At 47.8% G+C, this 20,497-nt stretch carries 13 protein-coding genes and 1 pseudogene; 5 read left to right on the top strand and 9 right to left on the bottom strand.

What is annotated here, in order from left to right; genetic code table 11:
- Position 1: 1 nt before the first annotated feature.
- A complete protein-coding gene (gene dinB, locus K6V26_RS20850) occupies positions 2–1,078 on the bottom strand; it encodes a DNA polymerase IV (RefSeq protein WP_122326851.1) in 1,077 nt (358 codons plus the stop codon).
- Positions 1,079–1,698: 620 nt separating this feature from the next.
- On the opposite strand from dinB, the gene K6V26_RS20845 reads away from it, so the two are divergent.
- The 4 genes from K6V26_RS20845 (at position 1,699) to K6V26_RS20830 (ending at position 5,430) form a co-directional block, all read left to right on the top strand.
- Positions 1,699–2,565, top strand: a complete 867-nt coding sequence (locus K6V26_RS20845) for a DUF3737 family protein (RefSeq protein WP_224265860.1) — start codon at positions 1,699–1,701, stop codon at positions 2,563–2,565.
- Positions 2,562–3,740 carry a MalY/PatB family protein gene (locus tag K6V26_RS20840; RefSeq protein ID WP_122326798.1) on the top strand — a complete coding sequence of 393 codons (1,179 nt, stop codon included), beginning with the start codon at positions 2,562–2,564 and terminating at the stop codon, positions 3,738–3,740. Before K6V26_RS20845 ends, K6V26_RS20840 begins: the two co-directional genes overlap by 4 nt.
- A gap of 356 nt (positions 3,741–4,096) precedes the next feature.
- Positions 4,097–4,840, top strand: coding sequence for an SDR family NAD(P)-dependent oxidoreductase (locus K6V26_RS20835; protein ID WP_009860765.1), 744 nt, complete (start codon positions 4,097–4,099; stop codon positions 4,838–4,840).
- A gap of 53 nt (positions 4,841–4,893) precedes the next feature.
- Positions 4,894–5,430: a flavodoxin family protein gene (locus tag K6V26_RS20830; protein WP_009860766.1), complete on the top strand. Its 537-nt coding sequence runs from the start codon at positions 4,894–4,896 to the stop codon at positions 5,428–5,430.
- A gap of 22 nt (positions 5,431–5,452) precedes the next feature.
- Here K6V26_RS20830 and K6V26_RS20825 read toward each other — a convergent pair whose 3' ends face one another.
- From K6V26_RS20825 to K6V26_RS20795, 7 genes and pseudogenes are all read right to left on the bottom strand, one after another.
- Positions 5,453–6,937 (bottom strand): UxaA family hydrolase, encoded by a 1,485-nt coding sequence (locus tag K6V26_RS20825; protein WP_394373098.1) that lies wholly within the window; start codon positions 6,935–6,937, stop codon positions 5,453–5,455.
- Positions 6,937–8,376, bottom strand: coding sequence for a tagaturonate reductase (locus K6V26_RS20820; protein ID WP_224263731.1), 1,440 nt, complete (start codon positions 8,374–8,376; stop codon positions 6,937–6,939). Before K6V26_RS20820 ends, K6V26_RS20825 begins: the two co-directional genes overlap by 1 nt.
- Positions 8,377–8,383: 7 nt before the next feature.
- Positions 8,384–10,903 carry an alpha/beta fold hydrolase gene (locus K6V26_RS20815; RefSeq protein WP_224263730.1) on the bottom strand — a complete coding sequence of 840 codons (2,520 nt, stop codon included), beginning with the start codon at positions 10,901–10,903 and terminating at the stop codon, positions 8,384–8,386.
- A 67-nt stretch (positions 10,904–10,970) separates the two neighbouring features.
- Positions 10,971–11,987 (bottom strand): zinc-binding alcohol dehydrogenase family protein, encoded by a 1,017-nt coding sequence (locus K6V26_RS20810; RefSeq protein WP_224263729.1) that lies wholly within the window; start codon positions 11,985–11,987, stop codon positions 10,971–10,973.
- 21 nt (positions 11,988–12,008) lie between these two features.
- Positions 12,009–13,262, bottom strand: coding sequence for an L-fucose:H+ symporter permease (gene fucP / locus K6V26_RS20805; protein ID WP_046145677.1), 1,254 nt, complete (start codon positions 13,260–13,262; stop codon positions 12,009–12,011).
- A 22-nt stretch (positions 13,263–13,284) separates the two neighbouring features.
- Positions 13,285–14,209: pseudogene (locus K6V26_RS20800) on the bottom strand (amidohydrolase family protein).
- Between the two features lie 33 nt (positions 14,210–14,242).
- Entirely contained in the window at positions 14,243–15,175 is a 933-nt protein-coding gene (locus tag K6V26_RS20795; RefSeq protein WP_224263728.1) for an aldo/keto reductase, read from the bottom strand.
- A 215-nt stretch (positions 15,176–15,390) separates the two neighbouring features.
- Between K6V26_RS20795 and K6V26_RS20790 the strand changes: the two genes are divergently transcribed.
- Positions 15,391–16,431 (top strand): LacI family DNA-binding transcriptional regulator, encoded by a 1,041-nt coding sequence (locus K6V26_RS20790; protein ID WP_009860774.1) that lies wholly within the window; start codon positions 15,391–15,393, stop codon positions 16,429–16,431.
- On the opposite strand, the gene K6V26_RS20785 is transcribed toward K6V26_RS20790, so the two are convergent.
- On the bottom strand, positions 16,397–20,389 hold the full coding sequence (locus K6V26_RS20785) for a hybrid sensor histidine kinase/response regulator transcription factor (protein ID WP_224263726.1): 3,993 nt from the start codon (positions 20,387–20,389) through the stop codon (positions 16,397–16,399). The genes K6V26_RS20790 and K6V26_RS20785 overlap by 35 nt on opposite strands.
- Positions 20,390–20,497 lie beyond the last annotated feature (108 nt).

Below are 20,497 nucleotides of genomic sequence, written 5' to 3'. Positions count from 1 at the left end.
TTTAATATGAAACTTTCCAATCGCTGAACTCCAAACTTAACTGTTCCCACCGTTCTTTTCTTTCTGTTTCCTCACGCTCTTCCAATGGATTTGAAACGGAAAGGCCGATTAGCCGGATGGGGTTGGTTGCGTAATCCACTTCCCTGAGCAGTTGTTTAGCCAGGGGAAGAATATCATTCAGGGTGATGAGTTCATGGGGTTGCGTGATACTTTTCGTTTTCAGGGTGAAATCATGGAATTTAATCTTTAATGTCAGTGTGTTCCCTTTGAAGCCTGTCCGTTGCAGGCGGCCGATTAATTCGGTAGCAGCATGATAAAGCTCGATGATGACGGAAGAGGTACGGGAAATATCCTTTTCCAATGTATGCTCACACCCGACGGATTTACGGATACGGACGGCTTCTACCGGGCGAAGGTCTATTCCCCGGGCACATTCGTAATACAGACTGCCTGCTTTACCGAACTGGCGGCTCAGCATTTCCAGCGAACAGTCCCGTAATTCGGCACCGTTATGAATGCCTAATGTGTGCATTTTTTTGGCAGTGACCGGACCCACACCCCAGAATGACTCAATAGGTAGCCGGGCGATAAAGTCGAGTGCCTGAGCCGGATGGATGGTGCAAAGGCCGTCCGGCTTACGGTAATCGGAGGCGATTTTAGCCAGGAATTTATTGTATGAAATACCGGCGGAGGCGACCAGATGCAGTTCTTGTCTTATCCGTTGTTTGATTTCTTTGGCAATGTCGACAGCCAGGGGGATTTGCTTTTTATTTTCCGTCACATCGAGGAAGGCTTCATCCAGCGAAAGCGGTTCGATGATATCCGTATACTCATGGAAAATCTCGTGGATTTGTGAAGAAACTTCTTTATATACGCTCATTCTGCCCGGTACAAAAATCAGGTGAGGACATAAGCGCTTGGCTTTTTGTGACGACATGGCGGAACGGACACCGTATTTACGTGCCTCATAACTGGCCGCGGCAACCACGCCGCGCTCTTCCGAATAACCGACCGCCAGCGCTTTTCCCCGCAGCTCCGGATTATCCCGCTGTTCGACCGATGCATAGAATGCATCCATATCTATATGTATGATTTTACGTTCCGTATAACCTCCTTTTCCTAAACAAAGATACGTAAAAGGGAGGAGATACCGTAGGGACACAACCTTCTTTTGGCTAAATTGCAGATTTTCAAGCGTTTGTTTTAGTTAAGAACACCAAAAAGAACATGAGAGCCTACAAAAAAACAAAATTAGGTGTCTCTAATAATGTCGCAAACATATATATATATTCTTTTTAATCGTATGGTTATTATTGGTTTAAAATAACTTTTCATTCGACAATTATTCTTTATGCATTTAACATCTGTCGCATAATCATTCGATAACTGTCGAATGAATAAAGAACATATGTCGAACGATTATTTATGTGAAACGGAAAAATAATTCAGAAGACAGTGAAAAGTAACTGTGGAAGATTTGGATTGGGTGAAAGGCGAATATCATTCCGTGAATAAAGAGATAATCAGTAATTGAGGTAGTGATGTCTGTAATTTATCTACAAAGGAAGTCTTTTTCTTCCCGTAATTTTGCAACGTAGAAACAATATAGTTAGATAATCCTCCTAAAACATCTTGACAATGCCTATTGAATGGGACTGGAATTATAAAATGAATAACGAAACAATTAAATATTATATCATGGAAATAATTAAAAACAAAGAATTCGGAGGCGAACGTCCTCTATTCGCTACACACGACTTGCAACTGGAAAATGTAACCATTCATACAGGCGAGTCCGCACTGAAAGAATGCAGTAATATCATTGCCGTAAACTGCCGGTTTGAAGGTAAATATCCTTTCTGGCATACTAATGGCTTTATTGTAAAGAATTGCCTTTTTACGGAGGGAGCACGGGCGGCCCTGTGGTATTCCCAAAATCTCCAAATGACGGATACGGTAGTAGAGGCCCCGAAGATGTTCCGTGAAATGGACGGAATCAGGTTGGAAAATGTACAACTTCCCAATGCCCTGGAAACTCTGTGGCATTGCCGCAACGTGGCACTGAAAAATGTACAGATAGACAAGGCCGATTATCTATTCATGCACAGTGAGGATATCCGTATCGAGAACTATAGCCAGAATGGGAATTATTCTTTCCAGTACTACAAAAATGTGGAAATCCGCAACGCCGTTATCAACTCGAAAGATGCTTTCTGGAATACGGAAAATGTAACGGTATACGATTCAGAACTGAATGGAGAGTATCTAGGCTGGCATTCACGCAATCTTCGGCTGGTGAACTGTAAGATTTCTGGTACGCAACCGCTCTGTTACGCCCATAATCTCATTATGGAGGATTGCATAATGGGTGATGATGCCGACCTGTGTTTTGAATATAGCAGTGTGGATGCCACTATCAACAGTCCTGTTCATAGCGTGAAGAATCCGCGTGCCGGTATTATTCTGGCAGAGAGTTACGGTGAGATCATCATTGATAGAAATATCAAAGCTCCTGCCGACTGCGAACTGAAATTATGGGACAACAGAACTTGCTTCAGCGCATGAAATATGTTTTCGATAAAATAACTCCCCGGCGTGCTACCAATTCCTACAAATGGGATACGGCACACGACGATGATGTTCTACCGATGTGGGTTGCCGATATGGATTTCCGTACGGCTCCCGCTGTGGTGGAGGCTCTGCGCAAACGGGTGGAACACGGTATCTTCGGTTACACAAAAGTGCCTCCGGCTTATTATGAGGCAATAACGGATTGGTTTGCCCGGCGGCACGGCTGGCAGATTGAAAAAGACTGGATTATTTATACTTCGGGCGTCGTACCGGCATTGTCAGCCGTTATCAAGGCACTCACCGTTCCGGGAGACTGCATTCTGGTACAACCCCCGGTTTATAATTGTTTTTTCTCTTCCATCCGCAATAATGGTTGCGAAATAGTGGAAAATCCCCTTCTTTATATAAACGAAACTTACCGTATCGATTTCGCCGGATTGGAGCAAAAAGCTTCTGATCCGAAAGTAAAGCTGTTACTTCTTTGCAACCCCCATAATCCGGCAGGGAGAGTCTGGACCCGGCAGGAACTGACACGTATCGGTGAGATTTGTCTCCGCAACGATGTGATTGTTATAGCGGATGAGATTCATTGTGAGCTGGTTTATCCGGGACATACCTATACTCCTTTCGCTTCTATCTCGGAAGAATTCCTGATGCATTCCGTCACATGCACGTCTCCAAGCAAAGCATTTAACCTGGCAGGACTACAGATTGCCAATATTATCTCGGCGGATGAATATATGCGTATGAAAATAGACAAAGCCATCAATATCAACGAAGTTTGTGATGTGAATCCGTTCGGAGTGGAAGCACTGATGGCCGCTTACAACGACGGAGAGGAATGGCTGGAAGAATTGAAACATTATCTGGCGATAAATTACAATTATCTGAAAGCCTACTTCAATGAGTACCTCCCGGAATTCCCTGTAGTGATACTGGAAGGCACATACCTGGTATGGGTGGATTGCTCGATACTGAAACGGCGCTCGAAAGAGATAGTGGAAATACTTCTGGAAGACGAAAAGCTTTGGGTAAATGAAGGAAGCATGTATGGTGAGGCGGGTGAAGGTTTTATCCGTCTGAATATAGCCTGCCCCCGTCAGGTGCTGATAGACGGTCTGGACCGGTTAAAGAGGGGCCTTAAAGAGATAATTCTTTTGCCACACTAAATAGTAGTCTAAATCCTTCAGACCATTTTTTATGAATCAACCAATCCTGAAAGTTCAGATCATGATTGTGGTTTTCTAAAATATGTATGTTCAGGTTTGTTTTATTACAGACTTCGAATCGTTCCTGTAAGTCATAAACACCTTCTACCGGCACGTTTGCATCTTCCTTACCAGTCCCGTTCCTGAGGCTTTTGCCTTTGCTTGTTCAAGCATTGATGAAGTGTAATCTACTCCACAAATCTGTAATCAAGGTTAGAACATCTGTAATTTATCTACAAAACAAAGCAACATAAGCCTTTACCTTTGCCTCTGTAAAATTAAAGAAATCTTTGAACATAGATAAAAACAGAAAAACAATGGAAAAAAGAATTGTCATGGTTACAGGCTCCGGAATGGGGATTGGACTTGCTTGTGCAGAAGCATTTGCCCGTGAAGGGGCAACCGTTATAATGGCGGATATTCAAAAGCCGGAAGAGCAGGCTCGAAAACTTATTGATGCCGGATATGATGCTGTAGCTTATCAATGTGACGTATCGGATGTGCAGGCAGTGAAGGAAATGATCGATTGGATAGTCTCGACATATGGACGCCTGGATGCAGCACTTAACAATGCAGGCATTCAAACACCGCAACGCCCGATGGCGGAAATTACGGACGATGAGTTTGACCGTACTGTTGCAGTCGACCTCAAAGGGGTATGGAACTGTATGAAATTCGAAATCGGGCAGATGCTAAAACAAGGAGGTGGAGCTATTGTCAATACCTCTTCGCAAGGAGGAGTAACAGCTTTCGCCGGACAGGCTGCCTATATTTCCTGCAAACATGGTGTTATTGGCATGACACGTACGGCAGCTATGGACTACGCAGCAAAAGGAATCCGGATCAATGCCGTTTGTCCGGGGGTAATACTTACTCCGATGGCAGAAGAATTAATACGTAGAAACCCGCAATTAGAAAAAGAACTGGTCCGTGATATACCGGCCGGACGTTTAGGTAAGCCGGAAGAGATAGCAGATGCAGTGTTGTGGCTCTGCAGTCCGGCCTCCAGTTTTGTGCATGGTCATGCTTTACTGGTAGACGGTGGCTTTACGATTCATTAAATCTACAAAAAACAACATCAAATAATAAGAAGAATATTGAACTTTTGAAAAATATGAAAAAAGTATTAGTCATATCATCAAGTCTCCGTTTGCGGAGTAACTCGGAAGCCTTGGCGGACGAATTTATTCGCGGGGCTGCCGAAGCGGGAAATGAAGTTGAGAAAATAACCCTAAAAGATAAGGAGATACATTTCTGTAAAGGCTGTCTCAACTGTCAGAAAACACAAAAATGTGTCATCAAAGATGATGCTCCAGCCATCGTGGAAAAAATGCACGATGCCGATGAAATCGCATTCGCAACACCCATTTATTACTATGAAATGTGCGGACAGCTCAAAACATTGCTTGACCGTGCCAATCCGCTTTATCCTTCCGACTATCGTTTCCGTGATATTTACATGCTGACCAGCGCAGCGGAAAATGAGGAGTATGTACCGGAACGTGCTGTTGCAGGGCTCACTGGATGGATCGACTGTTTCGAAAAGGCTCGTCTTGCAGGAACGGTATTCGCCGGTGGGGTTGGTGGACCGGGCGAAACCGAAAGTCATCCCGCGTTAAAGCAGGCATACGAAATGGGAAAGGCTGTCTGAAAAATTTTTATCTGCTAGCCACTTAGAGAGTGACTCCGGATTTGAAGATGGCAATTTCCCGGTATCCTTTCTTTTCGTTGTTTACGAAACGGCCGCTGGCAACTTCCAATATGAATCGGATAAACTGCTCGCTGAGGGTTTCCATCGATTCACCCTCCACCAATGTTCCGGCATTAAAGTCAATCCAGCCGGGTTTGTTTTCCGATAGAGCGGTGTTTGTCGATATCTTGACAGTGGGGATAAACGTGCCGAAAGGTGTTCCGCGTCCGGTGGTGAAGAGTACCATGTGGCAACCGGAAGCTGCCAGTGCTGTGCTGGCTACCAGGTCATTGCCCGGGGCACTTAACAGGTTTAGTCCGCGGGTGGTTAGTTGGTCTCCGTACATGAGGACATCTTTTACTCCGGATTTACCGGACTTTTGCGTGCATCCCAATGACTTTTCTTCCAGTGTGGAGATTCCTCCGGCTTTATTTCCCGGCGAGGGATTCTCGTAGACCGGCTGCTTGTTTTCCAGGAAATAGGCTTTGAAATCGTTAATCAGACGGACGGTTTTGTTGAACAACTCTTCTGTCGCGCAACGGTTCATCAACAATGTTTCCGCACCGAACATTTCGGGGACTTCCGTCAGAACGGTTGTTCCTCCCTGTGCAACCAGGAAGTCGGAGAAGACACCCAGCAACGGATTGGCCGTGATGCCGGAGAAACCGTCCGAGCCACCGCATTTCAGTCCGACGCGCAGTTCGCTCATGGGAATGGCTGTCCGTTTATCGGTCGAGGCGATTGTGTATAATTCCCGCAGGATATTCATTCCTTCTTCGTGTTCATCCTTTACTTGCTGGCAAACCATGAAACGGATGCGTTCGGTATCGTATTCTCCGAGAAATTCGCGGAGAGCATCCGGCTGGTTGTTTTCGCAGCCTAGTCCGACAATTAACACAGCGCCGGCATTCGGATGCTTCGCCATGTCACGTAATATCTTACGGGTATTTTCGTGGTCGTTGCCTAATTGTGAACAACCGTAATTATGGGGGAAGGCAACGATGGCATCGACGTCTTTTCCCGAAGTTTCCTGTCGGAGCGTTTCTGCCAGTTGGTTTACGATGCCATTTACACAGCCTACCGTGGGGATAATCCATATCTCGTTACGGATTCCCACATCGCCGTTCCTGCGACGGTAGCCGTTAAAGGTCAGACCTTTGTCGGGAATGTCCAAAGTCGTGTCCTGCGGTTGCCAGGTATAGTCCTGCAAACCTTCCAGGTTCGTTTTGATATTCTTCTCGTTTACCAGGGAACCTGTGGGTATCTCCTTCCGGGCATGTCCGATAGGGAAACCGTACTTGATGATGGACTCGCCTGTTTTAAAGTTTTGCAGCGCCACTTTGTGACCGGCCGGAATTTCTTCGCGGACAGTGACGGTAGTTCCGACAGTTATATTATCTCCTGCCGATAGCGTATCGACGGCTACGACCACATTATCGGCAGGGTTTATTTGGATGTATTTTTTCATCAGAGAATCTCTTTTACGACTTCGCGCATTCCTTTTTCCTGAATGGCATCCAGGTAGTAGACTATTTTATCGGCCAGGCCGGGTATTCCGTTCAGGTTTTCTCCCCAAATCTCTTCTGCTGCCAGGATTTTATCGGCAACTTCTCGCGTGGAGCCTGTCGCCCAAAGGGTTTTCATCAGGGAGATGTTTTTTGGGTCGTCATTTGGAACGATTGCAGTTCCGTCTGCCCGGTTGCCACCTTTGTAGTAGGTTAAGATGGCTGCCAGTCCCAGGACGAGTCCTTCCGGAAGTTTTCCTTTTCGTTTCAGGTATTCTTTCAATCCCGGCAGGTCGCGTGTCTGGAATTTTGGGAAAGAATTCAACATGATAGAAGTAACCTGATGGTCGACAAACGGGTTATTGAAACGTTCCAGCACATCGTTGGCGAACTTTTCCAGTTCCGCTTTAGGTAGGTTCAATGTTTCCATCAGTTCCTCGAACATTACCTTACGGATGTATTTTCCGACGACTTCATCCTGACAGGCATCCCGCACAATGTCGATTCCTGAAAGGAAGGCAACCGGTGACAGGACTGTATGCGGGCCGTTCAGCAGCGTCACTTTCCGTTCATGATACGGTGCTTCGGATGGAACAAACAGGACATTCAGTCCCGCTTTGTCGGCAGGAAATTCGTTGGCAATCTCCTGTGGCGCTTCGATAACCCATAGATGGAATATCTCAGCCTGCACCACCAGGTTATCGTTGTATTGCAGTTTCTCTTTGATCGCGTCGATGTCTTTGCGGGGGAAGCCGGGGACGATGCGGTCGACTAAAGTGGCATAAACGCCGCAGGCTTCTTCAAACCAATTCCTGAACTCTTTACCCAGTTGCCATAGGTCGATATACTGGTAAATTGTTTCTTTCAGTTTGTGTCCGTTCAGGAAGATGAGTTCGCAGGGAAAGATAATCAGGCCTTTGCTTTTATCTCCGTTGAACGTTTTGAAGCGGTGGTATAATAATTGGGTTAGTTTACCGGGATAGGAAGCTGCCGGAGCATCTTCCAACCGACAGGCCGGGTCGAAAGTGATTCCGGCTTCGGTCGTATTGGAGATGACAAAACGCATTTCCGGTTGTTCCGCCAGCCGGATGAATGCCTCGAAATCCGTGTAGGGATTCAGTGAACGGCTGATCACGTCGATCAGTTCGAGACTGTTAACGGTTTCGCCTTTATCCAGTCCCTGAAGGTTGACATGATACAGGTTGTCCTGCTTGTTCAACATATCGACCATTCCTTTTTCAATAGGCTGGACGACTACGACATCGCTGTTGAAGTCAGCTTTTGCATTCATATTCCAGATAATCCAGTCTACAAATGCCCGGAGGAAGTTCCCCTCGCCAAACTGTATGATACGCTCCGGCCGGGTGATGACCGGAACGTTTTGTTTATTTAATTCTTTCATCTTACTTTTATCTGTTTACGACGAAGTTACGTATCTGGCATTCCGTACCGAGTGAATCGGGATTCTTGTCTTTTGAGATGCGAAGTACCAGTGTATGGGTTGTGTCGTCTAATTCTGTTTCAAACATATATACCCAGGGGATATAAAGATATTTGCTCCATTGAGTGAAAGTATCCAACTTTTTGAACGGGGCACCGTCGATACTGTATTCAAGGATGCCTGCTGTTGGACCGGGCGTACAGAAGATACCGATTGCCTTTCCTGTGAAATCGAGTGTCAGTTTGTCTCCGGGACGGGTTGCTTCGAGCATCGGTACGTCTGCGAATCCTTTCCGTTTTTCGTATTTGTTGTCCGCCCGCCAGGAAGGAACGTATTTCCAGCCTTTATTCAGCTTCGCTTCTTTCAGGTCGATGAAATCACCTTTGTAATAACTGTATTCGTCGAGCGGTTGTTCCGGAATCTCATGGGCAACCACCGGGCTGTCGGGAGTAATTCCTTTCCACATGCTGTCGAACAGGTGGTTGATGGCTGCGGCGTAGAATGTATGTCCGAACGGGAGCGGATGGGTTCCGCCGAACTGTTCCCAGGTGAACTCGCCGTCTTGCATCCGTTCGCCTATTTCCTGCACGAGGTTGACTGACGGGATGAGGTAATGGTTGGCTACCCGTTCATGGTTCAGGACTACGTCTGGCTGTTGCTTTTTCGCTACCATTGGGATAAACGGGTCGTAGATGAAATGCAACATGATAATGTCCATTTCAGGATTGCTCAGTAACGCATGACGTACTTCGCCTTCCATACCGCGCACCTGTTCCAGTGGGGTAAAATAGTTGGTATGGTCGTTTACGGCTGCTTCAACGAATAGCAAATCTATCTTTCCTTTCGACAGCACGTCATTTTGCAGGCGGAAAGAACCCGGTGTCGTACCGGTGGAACCGATGCCGGCTTCCACGAACTCGAATGTGGTGTAGGGGAAACGTTGTTGCAACTGCTTTTCAATCCTGTTCTTCCAACCGTTCATCTCCGTAATGGAACCGCCCAGGAAGGCGACGCGGCCTTTGCGTTCTTTCTCAAACTTGACGAATGAGTTTTGCAGGCTGCCGCGCACATTGTAATGCAGGTACTTTTCATATTCCGGCTGATGGCGGAGGATAAAGTCCACGACAGGTTCCGGGTTTTCGAGGCTGTGCGGATGATGGTCCACACCCGGTTTGATAATCACTTCAACCGGTCCGCCCAATGCCAGGTAACGGGAACGGACTATGTCCATATTATCTTTGAAAGGAACCACCTTGTCTGCATCTCCGCAAACGCTGATGATAGGGATACCAGCTTTAGCCAATGGTTCCAGGTTGTCAATCGGGTTGCCTTTGAATGAATTCATGTCTTCGTCCGTCAGGTTCCATTCCTTCAACAGGTCGTTCCATAATGCTGCATTTTTTCTTCCCGGCCAGCTGAATACGTTGCAAACGGGAGCGTCGATATAGATACAGGCTATTTTGTCTGTATTCTTAGCGGCCCAGTTCAACGCATACAGTCCGCCACGGCTGAATCCTTCCAGGGTTACTTTCGGTGAAAGTCCGTAATAGTCTTTCATGTAGTTATAAAAGTCCGTACCCCATGCAACGGCACGCGGGTTGCCGTAACAATGTGTCACATCATAATAGGCAACATGGAATCCTTTTTCCAGTAGGGCCTTATCTACGCTGGGGAAAGCATCGAAGAAAGCGGGACGCCAAATCCACGGATTCCCTTTGGCTGCCTGTTTCGGCACGACGACGATTGCGTCACGTCCTTTAAACTGAAAGTCGTAGCGGTCGCATCCGTTCCACTCGCTTTTGAAACCGGGAAAGGCCTGCATCCGGTGGGATGATTCCTGTCCGGTGATTGCCTTGTACACCGTTTCCGCAATCTTATGTGCTCCGACAGGGTCGGGATGCACGTTGTCAGGAAAATGCTCTTTCATACCGCTTAGAGCCGTGTGTAAATCGATGACCGGTAATTTGTTTCTTTTCGCAACCTGGTCGATTACAGGGATAACGCCATGTTCGATAATACTGTCGTTAATACTGTACTGTACCTGGTAGGCTTTGGGGGGATAACACAGGTAGATTTTCGGCTTGGACGGTATCGCCTTGAAGGCGCTGACCATTGTCTGAATATCCTTGGGCAGGTCTGCCTTGTATTTCCAGTTGAACGATTTGGAATCGTTTGTTCCCAATTTGATAACGACGATGTCCGGATTGTACTTTAAGGCATCCTGAAACATCTGCTCTTTCATGTAAGGATGATCGCCTTTCATCAGCATGGTGCGGGCACTGAACCCGAAGTTGCGGACTTCATAACCCCGTCCGAGCATTTGCCCGAGCACCGACGGATAACTGTCACGGTCGCGGTTCGCAATACCAGCTCCGAAAGTAATACTGTTTCCTACACAAGCTACCCGAATCACTTCGGTAGCCTCCTGCGCCCAGCCGTTCAGGCCGGCGATTAAAATAAATACAATTAGATTGATTAGCTTTTTCATGGTAACTTATCTCGATTCATGATTATTGTTAGAGAAACCTTGCGAAGATAATGAATTTTTTGATATCTCAGAACTCTACAAGAATACGAAATACTTTTCCCGGATCGGCACTCCATTCCTGCATGGCTGTCAGCGCCTCTTCGGGTGTTACTATTCTGGAAATTAAGTCTTCACGCGGACAACTGTCCTGTTGGAGATAACGGACTACGGCCCTGAAATCTTCCGGCAGTGCATTGCGCGAACCCCGTATATCCAGTTCTTTCTGCACGAAGTATTTGGTCTGGAAAATCACTTCGCTTTTGGCATAGCCGATGCATACCACCCGGCCGGTGAATGCGACTTCATTCACTGCCGTCACATATGTGGCTGGACTTCCAACGGCTTCGACGACTACGTCCGGTCCTAACCCATCCGTCATTTCCAGCAAACGTTCATGCACATTCTCCGTGCGTGAATTGATGGTGTAACGGGCACCGATACGTTTGGCCAGTTCCAGCTTATCGTCATCCAGGTCCATCGCGATGACGGTGGCTCCCCGCAGGGCGGCACGTACGATTGCTCCGCAGCCAATCATTCCGCAGCCGATTACCAGGACTGTGTCGATATCGGTCACCTGTCCCCGGGAGACGGCATGGAAACCGACGCTCATCGGCTCAATCAGGGCACAGTCGCGGGGAGAAATGCCGGCTGCCGGGATAACCTTCTGCCAGGGGAGCGACAGGTATTCGCCCATGGCACCGTTGCGTTGTACGCCGAACGTCTCATTATGTTCGCAGGCATTTACCTGTCCGTTGCGGCAGGCGGCACATGTACCGCAGTTGGTGTAAGGGTTGACAGTTACACTCATGCCCGGCTCGAATCCGGCGGGGACGTCCGGGCCGATAGCTTCGATTACGGCTCCGACTTCATGTCCGGGAATGACAGGGAGTTTTACCATCGGGTTACGTCCCAGGAATGTGTTCAGGTCGGAACCGCAGAATCCGACAAACTTGATTTTCAGAAGAACTTCACCGCTCTTTGCTTCCGGTTTCGCTATATCGACCACCTGCAATGCTGAGGGAGCGGGAATTTGTATTGCTTTCATATACATTATATATATTATAAATTAATCGACCACTTTATAGCCTTTCCATCCGTAGTAAGCACAGAAGAGGAAGCAAACCTGCGGAATGAGATAAGCGGTATAATAGATAGCTTCGAAATGATGCATCACGTAGGCTGTCAACTGGGGCAGGCAGGCGTTTCCGACAATCGCCATGACAAGGAAAGCCGCTCCGCTCTTGGTGTTGTCTCCCAGGTCTTTCAGTGCCAGCGAGAACTGTGTCGGGTACATGATCGACATGAAGAACGAGACAGCCAGCATGGCATACAGTCCGATCGTGCCGCCGCATAATGCAATCACACCGCAGAGTATGACATTCAGCAGGGCATAGACCAGCAGCATATCCTGCGGACGGAATTTAACCATCAGCAACGTTCCTATCCAACGTCCCAGAAGGAAAGCCAGCATATACAGGCCGAAGAAAGTCGTTGCCACGGATTCCGATAAACCGGCATAACTGCAACAGTACACCAGAAACAGGCTGTTGATGGCCGTCTGTCCCCCGTTGTAAAAGAACTGTGCAATCACTCCCCAGCGCAGATGTGAACGTTTCAATACGCTGAAATCTATCAGCTTTCCGTCTTTGTCCTTTCCGCTGTGTTCCTCATCCTGTATCCGGGGCAGTTTGGAGACGATGAATACAACCGCGATGATGATTAATAAAAGTGCTAATATAAGATACGGTTGCTTCATCGAATCCGTTTCAAACTGTATATAGGCTTCCCAGCCGCCGGGATAATCGGCGGGCAGGGTGGTCCGGGTATAGTGTTCTCCGCTCAATACCAACTTACTGAGAAACATGGCGGCGATAAATGCCCCCAACCCATTGAACGACTGGGCCAGGTTTAGCCTGCGCGGTGCCGTCTCCGGATTTCCCAGAGCCGTAACATACGGGTTGGCAGCCGTTTCAAGGAAACACATGCCGGTTGCAATGATAAAGAAGATTGTCAGGTACGCCCAATATTCTTTCAGCATGGCTGCCGGGAAAAACAGTAATCCTCCGAAAGCGGCCAGCAACAGTCCGAAGATGATGCCGGCCTTGTAGCTGTACCGCTTCATGAACATGGCAATCGGTATCGGGAAGATAAAGTAAGCCAGCCAGTAGGCCGTTTCGGTGAAAGAGGCTTCGAACGTATTTAGTTCGCAGGTTTTCATCAATTGTCTGATCATGGTAGGCAGCAGGTTGCTGCTGATTGCCCACAGGAAGAAAAGGCTGAATATCAGTGCCAGTGGCAAGGCGTAATTCTTTTGTTTCATACTATATCGTGTTAGGGTGTGTTTACTCGGACATGTTTTTAATATAAGGTAACTCGATTAGCCGTTCGAAGCCGTAGAAGGCGGCGGCATTTTCTCCTAGGAAAAGGTCTTTCTCCCGTTCCGTCAGTTCATCGGTTTTCAGGATAAAGTCGTACGACATTTTATAGGTAATAGCCGTAATCGTTCGGGGATAATCCGAACCCCACATCAGTTTATCCATGCCGGCCAGGTCTGCCGCCTCGCGTATCGCTTTGACGGCCCCGTGAAAAGGATAAAAACTCATCGTTGAATAACCAGGTAATACCTCCGGATTCAATACGTACATTCGGGTAACGGGCCAGGCGAATCTGCGCCAACCAGTTCGGCCGGGTAACCATACCGAAATGTCCGATTGCAATTCGTAATCCGGGGCATTCCTGTATCACCTCTTCTAATTCACCGGTCTGGACGTCGCCATCGGCCAAATCGATGGAGAGGAGCATATCATTGGTTTCCATAAAATGGAACATTTCCATCATCTCGTTGCAGTTCAGCCAGACGCGCCCTTCTTCGAGTAACAGGCGTTGGGCGGGAATCTTGATTGCCCTGAATCCGCGTGCAGCCAATTCACGTGCCTGTGCCAAATAGCCGGGACGACGAAATTCACAGAGGCCACATACGAAGAAGCGGTCCGGGTACTGCTTAACAACTTCCAGCAGATAATCATTTTGCAGGCCGTCGATAAACTCCTGCGTGATGACGGCAGCCGAGACCTGGGCATAATCCATGTTTGACAGGAATATCTCAGCCGTGTTCCTACCGTCGGTGATAAACGGAGGAACCATCTGCCGGATTTCGCCCATGAAGAGCGAACGTCCGTTGGTCAGTGTCCGTATCGGCATCCCGTCGACTACCGTGTCCTGCCGGAGCCAGAGATGTGAGTGGGCATCTATAATTTTTCTGTTCATGGTATTTTCTTTAAAGGTTATTTATTCTCCGTTTTAAGAATTCGACCAGCTGACCCGTTTCTGGTCGCCGATGATTTCCTGAACTTCGCGCACCAGCTCCCAGTCGATGGGGTCTTCAATATATTGGATATTCTTCCTGACATTTTCCGGATTGGCGGAACTGAATAGGGTGGTCGCTATCCGCGGGCTGCTTACAGAATATTGCATGGCCAGCTTTTCTATCGGATAACCTTTCGAAGCGCAATGTTGTACTGCTTTCCGGCAGGCTTCTACCAATGCCGCCGGCGCCGGATGCCAGTCGGGAGCGCCCCGTTGTGACAGTAATCCCATCGAAAGGGGGGAGGCGTTGATGATGCCAATCTGTTTCGATTCGAAATAGTCGAAATAATCAGCCAGCTTATCGTCGTTCAGGCAGTAGTGGCAGAAATTGAGGATGGTTTCGACCGTACCTTCGGGCACACGGTCGATTACCCATTGCAGGTTTTCCAGTTGCAGGTCGGTGATGCCGACGTGTTTTACAATCCCTTTGTCCCGTAATTCGACCAATGCCGGCAATGTCTCGTTCACCACCTGGTTGAGGTCGGCAAATTCGATGTCGTGAACGTTGATCAGGTCTACGTAGTCCAGATGCAGGCGTTCCATACTTTCGTAAACGCTTTCGGTGGCCCGCCGGGCAGAATAATCCCAGGTGTTCACACCGTCTTTACCGTAACGGCCTACTTTAGTCGACAACAGGAAATGGTCGCGCGGAATATCTTTCAGCGCTTTTCCTAATACTGTCTCCGCCTTGTAATGCCCATAATAAGGGGAAACGTCGATAAAGTTCATCCCGTTTTCGATAGCAGTGAATACAGCTTTGATGCTTTCCGCTTCACGGGTTTCGTGAAATACGCTTCCCAGGGAGGAAGCTCCAAAACTTAGTACGGGAACTTTCATCCCGGTTTTTCCGCAATACGAGTACTTCATGGTTTAAATAGATTGAGTTTGCAATAGTTCAAAAGTATAGCTTTTATGTATTGATAATAACTGCTTTGTGCATAAAAATCTACGCAAAGGTTTGCGTGGCAGGTCCTGTCGGATATAAATGGCTCAATGTCGGCATACAATAGCATCTATCTCGGAGGTAATCGCTTGTATCTGCCGGAAAAAATATATATTTGTCGGACCTAATCGGATTTGTGATGCCTAAGAAAAGACACATATCATTGAAAGACCTGGCGAAGGAGCTGGGTGTTTCCGTTTCTACCGTATCCCGTGCGTTGAACGACAGTTACGAGATCGGTCCCGAGATGAGGGAACGCGTGAAAGCGCTCGCCGAGGAATGGAATTACCGTCCGAACCCGTTTGCCCTTAGTTTGCTGAAGAATACGCCCCGTATTATCGGCATTATCGTGCCGGATATTGTCACTCATTTCTATTCGTCCATAATCAGCGGTATCAATGATGTGGCGCGCAAGAACGGGTATTCGGTCATTATCACTTCTTCGTATGAGCAATATGAGCAGGAGCAACATTGTGTGGAAGACCTGGTGAATATGCGGGTGGAGGGTATGCTGGCCTGCCTTTCGCAGGAAACGACCGATTATGCCCATTTCCTTTCATTGGAAGATATGGATATCCCGCTGGTCTTTTTCGACCGTGTCTGCCTCACGAATGCGATTCCTTCGGTGGTGGCCGACAATCAGGAATCGGCAAGGGTGGCTACCAGCCATTTATTGGAATCCGGTTCGAAGCGGGTGGCCTTTCTGGGTGGTTCCGACCATTTGGCTATTGTGCGGCAACGTCGGGACGGGTATATAGAAGCCTTGAAAGAACATAGCTTGCCTGTTGAAGAAGAACTGGTCGTTTGTAAGAAAATGACTTACGAGGAGGGACGTGAAGGATGCCGGCAATTGCTTTCATTGCCGGAACCGCCTGATGCAATCCTGGCAATGAATGACACATTGGCCTTTGCCGCCATGAAAGAAATTAAGAAACATCATCTCCGCATACCGGCCGATATCGCCCTGATCGGTTATACCGACGAACTTCATTCCAACTACGTGGAACCGGCATTGACAGCCGTTACCCATCAGACCTATAAGATGGGAGAGGAATGTTGCAACCTGCTTCTCAAGCAAATCAAGAAACGGGAGAAACCACGGCAGATTGTCGTTCCCACCCATTTATCGATACGGGAGACTTCGGTTAAGAAGCCTGGTTCTGTTTCTCGAAATCCTTAGGCGTTACCCCGAACTGTTTCAGGAATATCTTGCTGAAATAGGAGGGGGAGTTGATTCCTACCAGATAACATATTTCGCCAATCCGGTGTTTGCCGTCCAGAATCAGCTCCGCCGCTTTTTTCAGACGGATGAGGCGGATGAAGTCGTTCGGCGACAGGCCGGAGAGGACTTTTATCTTACGTAACAGGCTGGAACGGCTCAGGCAGAGTATCTCTGCCAGTTTCTCCACACCGAAGTTTTCATCGGTGATATTTTCATGGATGATGGCTATAATCTTGTCCATAAATTCCTTGTCAGCCTTGTTCATCTGCATGTTGTTGACCGGGAAGAACGGGCGTTTGGAGAAAGCCTCGCGTTCTTTCTGGCGGTTGTTCAGCAGGGAGAATATCTGTGTTGTCAGGTAATTGAAAGAGAAAGGTTTCTCCACGTATGCTTCCGCACCCAGGCGCAGGCCGTTGATTTTGCTGTCGAGGTCGTTCTTGGCGGTCAGGAAGATGACGGGGATATGGCTCAGTTCGATATCGGCTTTCATCTCTTTACATAGTTCGAGGCCGTTCATCACAGGCATCATAATGTCGCTGACGACAATATCGATATGATGATTGCGCAGGATTTCCAAAGCTGCCTTTCCGTCGGGGGCCGTCTCCGTAACAAACATCTCTTGCAGTTTCTCTGCCAGGAACGAACGCATGGTATCGTTATCTTCCACCAACAGGAGCGTATAGTTGCGGCTTTCCACATTGACGGTTGTCCCTTCTTCGGGAAATATGAATTCTTCCTGAATAACGGAGTTTTCCTGTTGCCGCACTTTCTTCTGGGCAAGAGGCAGGGTCAGGACAAACGAATTGTCGCTATTTTCGGTATCCAGCCAGAGTTTGCCGGAATGAAGCATGGCCAGCGAACGGGCCAGTGGCAAGCCGATACCGGCGCCTGTCGTTGCCCCTTCTTTCTTATTGATCTGATAAAAAGGTTCGAATATCTGTTGGCTGAGTTCGGCAGGTATCCGGTTTCCGTCGCTGGTGACGCGGATACTGAAGGTGGTCTCCTCGCACTTCAGTTCGATACGAATGGTATGGGCCGAATATTTGAGTGCATTGTTCAACAGGTTGCTCAATATCTTGGTAACGGCTTCGCGGTCGATAGCAGCTGTGATTTCTTCTTCGGGAATATCGACCGATAATTTCTTATCCTGTTGGACGATGGTCGGCTCGAAGCGCAGGATGGTGTCTTTCAGCAGTGTCGTAACATTGGTCCAGGCAAAATCCATCTTGAATTTGTTGGCCCCGATCTTCCGGAAGTCGAGTAGCTGGCCGGTCAGTTCGAGCAGGCGCTTGGTGTTCTGGGCAATTACGGTCAGGTTACGCGTGATTTTGCTGTCCTGGATATTCATGTCGAGGATTGTTTCCAGCGGACCGTTGATCAGTGTCAGCGGCGTGCGCACTTCATGGGCTATCTCCGTAAAGAATTCTACCTTAGCCTCATAGAGTTCCTTTTCTTTTTCTATCTCGAAGAGTTTCTGTTTCTCTTCCATCTGCCGTTCCTTACGGCGTTTGTACCAGCGGAACCAAGCATATATCAGGCAGAGTACCAGGATCGCATAAACGGCATAAGCCCAGGAGGATAGCCACCAGGGAGGAAGGATGACGATACGGAGTGAGGTAACCGGCTGGTTATCGTCTTCAATCTCAGCTTTTACCAGGAGCGTATAGTTGCCCGGGGGCAGTTTGGCATACGAAATATTCTGGTTATTACTGGTTTTTACCCAATCTTTGTCCAGCGGGTCCATTTTGTAGTAACATTCCTTACTACGGGCAGATGAATAAGAGGGCAGTGCTATATCGAAACTGATATTCGACTGGTCGTACGGCAAGGTGATCCGGTCGGTGTGCAGGATGCTTTTGTTCAACGGGGAGTTGGGGGTATGTACGGTTACTTCCTTATTATATATGCTGAACTTCGTGATGTAGACTGGAGGAATGGAATCGGTCCGCTGGTCGTCATCCGGATTGAAAGCGATCAGTCCGTCGATCGTTCCGAAGTAGAATTTGCCGTTGCTCGCTTTGAGTCCCGAATTATAATTGAACTGGTTGCCGACTAAACCGTCGCGGGTAGTGAATACACGGATATCCCCGGTTTCCGGTTTGAACTTGACGAGCCCCTGGTTGGTCCCGAACCAGAAATAATGATTTTTATCTTCCAGTATTTTATAAGCTACATCGTCAGGTAGGCCCTGTTCTTTGGAGAACGTGGTGAAGTTGTCATCCGCCTCGTTGTACCGGCAGATGCCACCCCGGTCGGTAGAGAACCATATCTGTCCTCTGCTGTCTTCCATGATGGAACTGACGGAGTTTGAACTCAGGCTGGCAGGGTCCTGAGTGTCATTGACATATTTTTTATAAGAATCGTCTTTCGGATTGTATTTCCATACACCGCTCCCCATCGAGGCAAGCCATATCTGTCCTTTTTTATCTTCCAGCATGCATACGATCCAATCGAGCCCGATCTCCGGTATCCGAGTAAAATCGAACGAACCGGCTTCTGCCCTGGATAACCCCCAGGCATTTCCTACCCAAAGACGGCCCCGGCTATCGATCAACTGGGAATATACGCTTTCTTCGTCAAGATTTAATTGCTGGTGGTTGAGATGTTTGATCGAATGGTTGGATATATCTATGATATCAAGTCCGTATTTAAACAAACCGCAATATATTTTGCCGTCGTACATACTCATGGACTGGGTCATGAGATGGCTTTTCCTGTCGGATTCCGGATAGTTGATCTGTGTCACTTCTCCGGTTGCTGGATTCAGAATGTTGATACCGTTATCTTCCGTCCCAACCCAGATGTTGCCGTCTGGGTCTTCCGCCAGTTCGCGGATGCGGCGGGTATTCAGCGAATTTTCCGAACTGGAAGGGACGAACCTTTCAAACAATAGTTTGTAGTTCGGTAAATGGTTGACTCCGCCAAATTTGGTGCCGAGCCAGATGCCTCCTTCCCTGTCTTTATAGATACAGAAAATAATATTGTCGGAAAGGCTGTACGAATGCATCAGGTCTTCCTGGAGATGGGTTACTTTTGGGGATTGCTCGTCAACGATGAACAGTCCGGCATGCGTGCAGACCCAAAGGTTATTCTGATCGTAACAGACCACGTCGCGTAAGATGGTGTGATGCACTCCCGGGGCGTTGACTGTTTGCAGGGTATTTGTCTTGGGATTGTACTTTTTCAGTTCTCCGTCATGGATAGCCAGTGCGATCCAATCGCCGTAATCGCACATAGAGAAGATGTGGGCACCCATCAGGGTGTTGCCATCCTTGTCGGTATGATGCTGAATGAAGGAGTCTGTTTGCGGATTATAGAGGAACAGGCCGACACCGGCTGTCCCGATCCAGACTTCTCCGTTTTCCCTGACGCAGATGGCGCCGGGGCTTTCCCGTTTGATATTATCTTTGTTGGTGATGGCGTAATAATATAATTTCTCGTCTTTATAACGGAAGACGCCCTGGTCGGGAATCAGTATCCAGATATTACCGGAATGGTCGGAGGTGATTTTGGCAACCCAGTTACCCATCTGCTCCCCATTTTCGGTTTTCTGGTCTATAAACGTGAACAGGTCGTATACAGGGTCATAGATATATACTCCCCGGTCTGTCCCTACCCATAATTTTTTGTTTTCATCCTCGAAAAGGGCAGAGATGTTGTGATCGCCTTTTCCAGCAATATAATCATCGCAATTGATCGTTTGGATAGAAGTACCGTCATACCGGTTCAGTCCGTTTTTGGTGCCGAACCACATAAAACCGTAGCTATCCTGTAGTATTACTTTTACCTGGCTTTCCGACAAACCGTCTGCACTCGAAATATGCGAAAAGTAATAGTTGAACGATTTTCTGTTTGCTGCATATAGCTCGGACAGACAGATAATCATCAGGAGAAGATATAGTATAGATTTTCTCATAAAGACAGCCTGTAAAATGTTGTATGTTTTCTTCATACAAAGATGATGAAAAAAAACGTAGAACCAAATATCGTACGAAATCATTTCCGCAATACCTCTGTTTTTACT

This window comes from Parabacteroides goldsteinii (genome assembly GCF_020091425.1).
In the GTDB taxonomy this organism is placed as follows: domain Bacteria; phylum Bacteroidota; class Bacteroidia; order Bacteroidales; family Tannerellaceae; genus Parabacteroides; species Parabacteroides goldsteinii.
The sequence above is the reverse complement of the archived record's forward strand: the minus strand, read 5'-3'. Positions and strand labels throughout refer to the sequence as shown.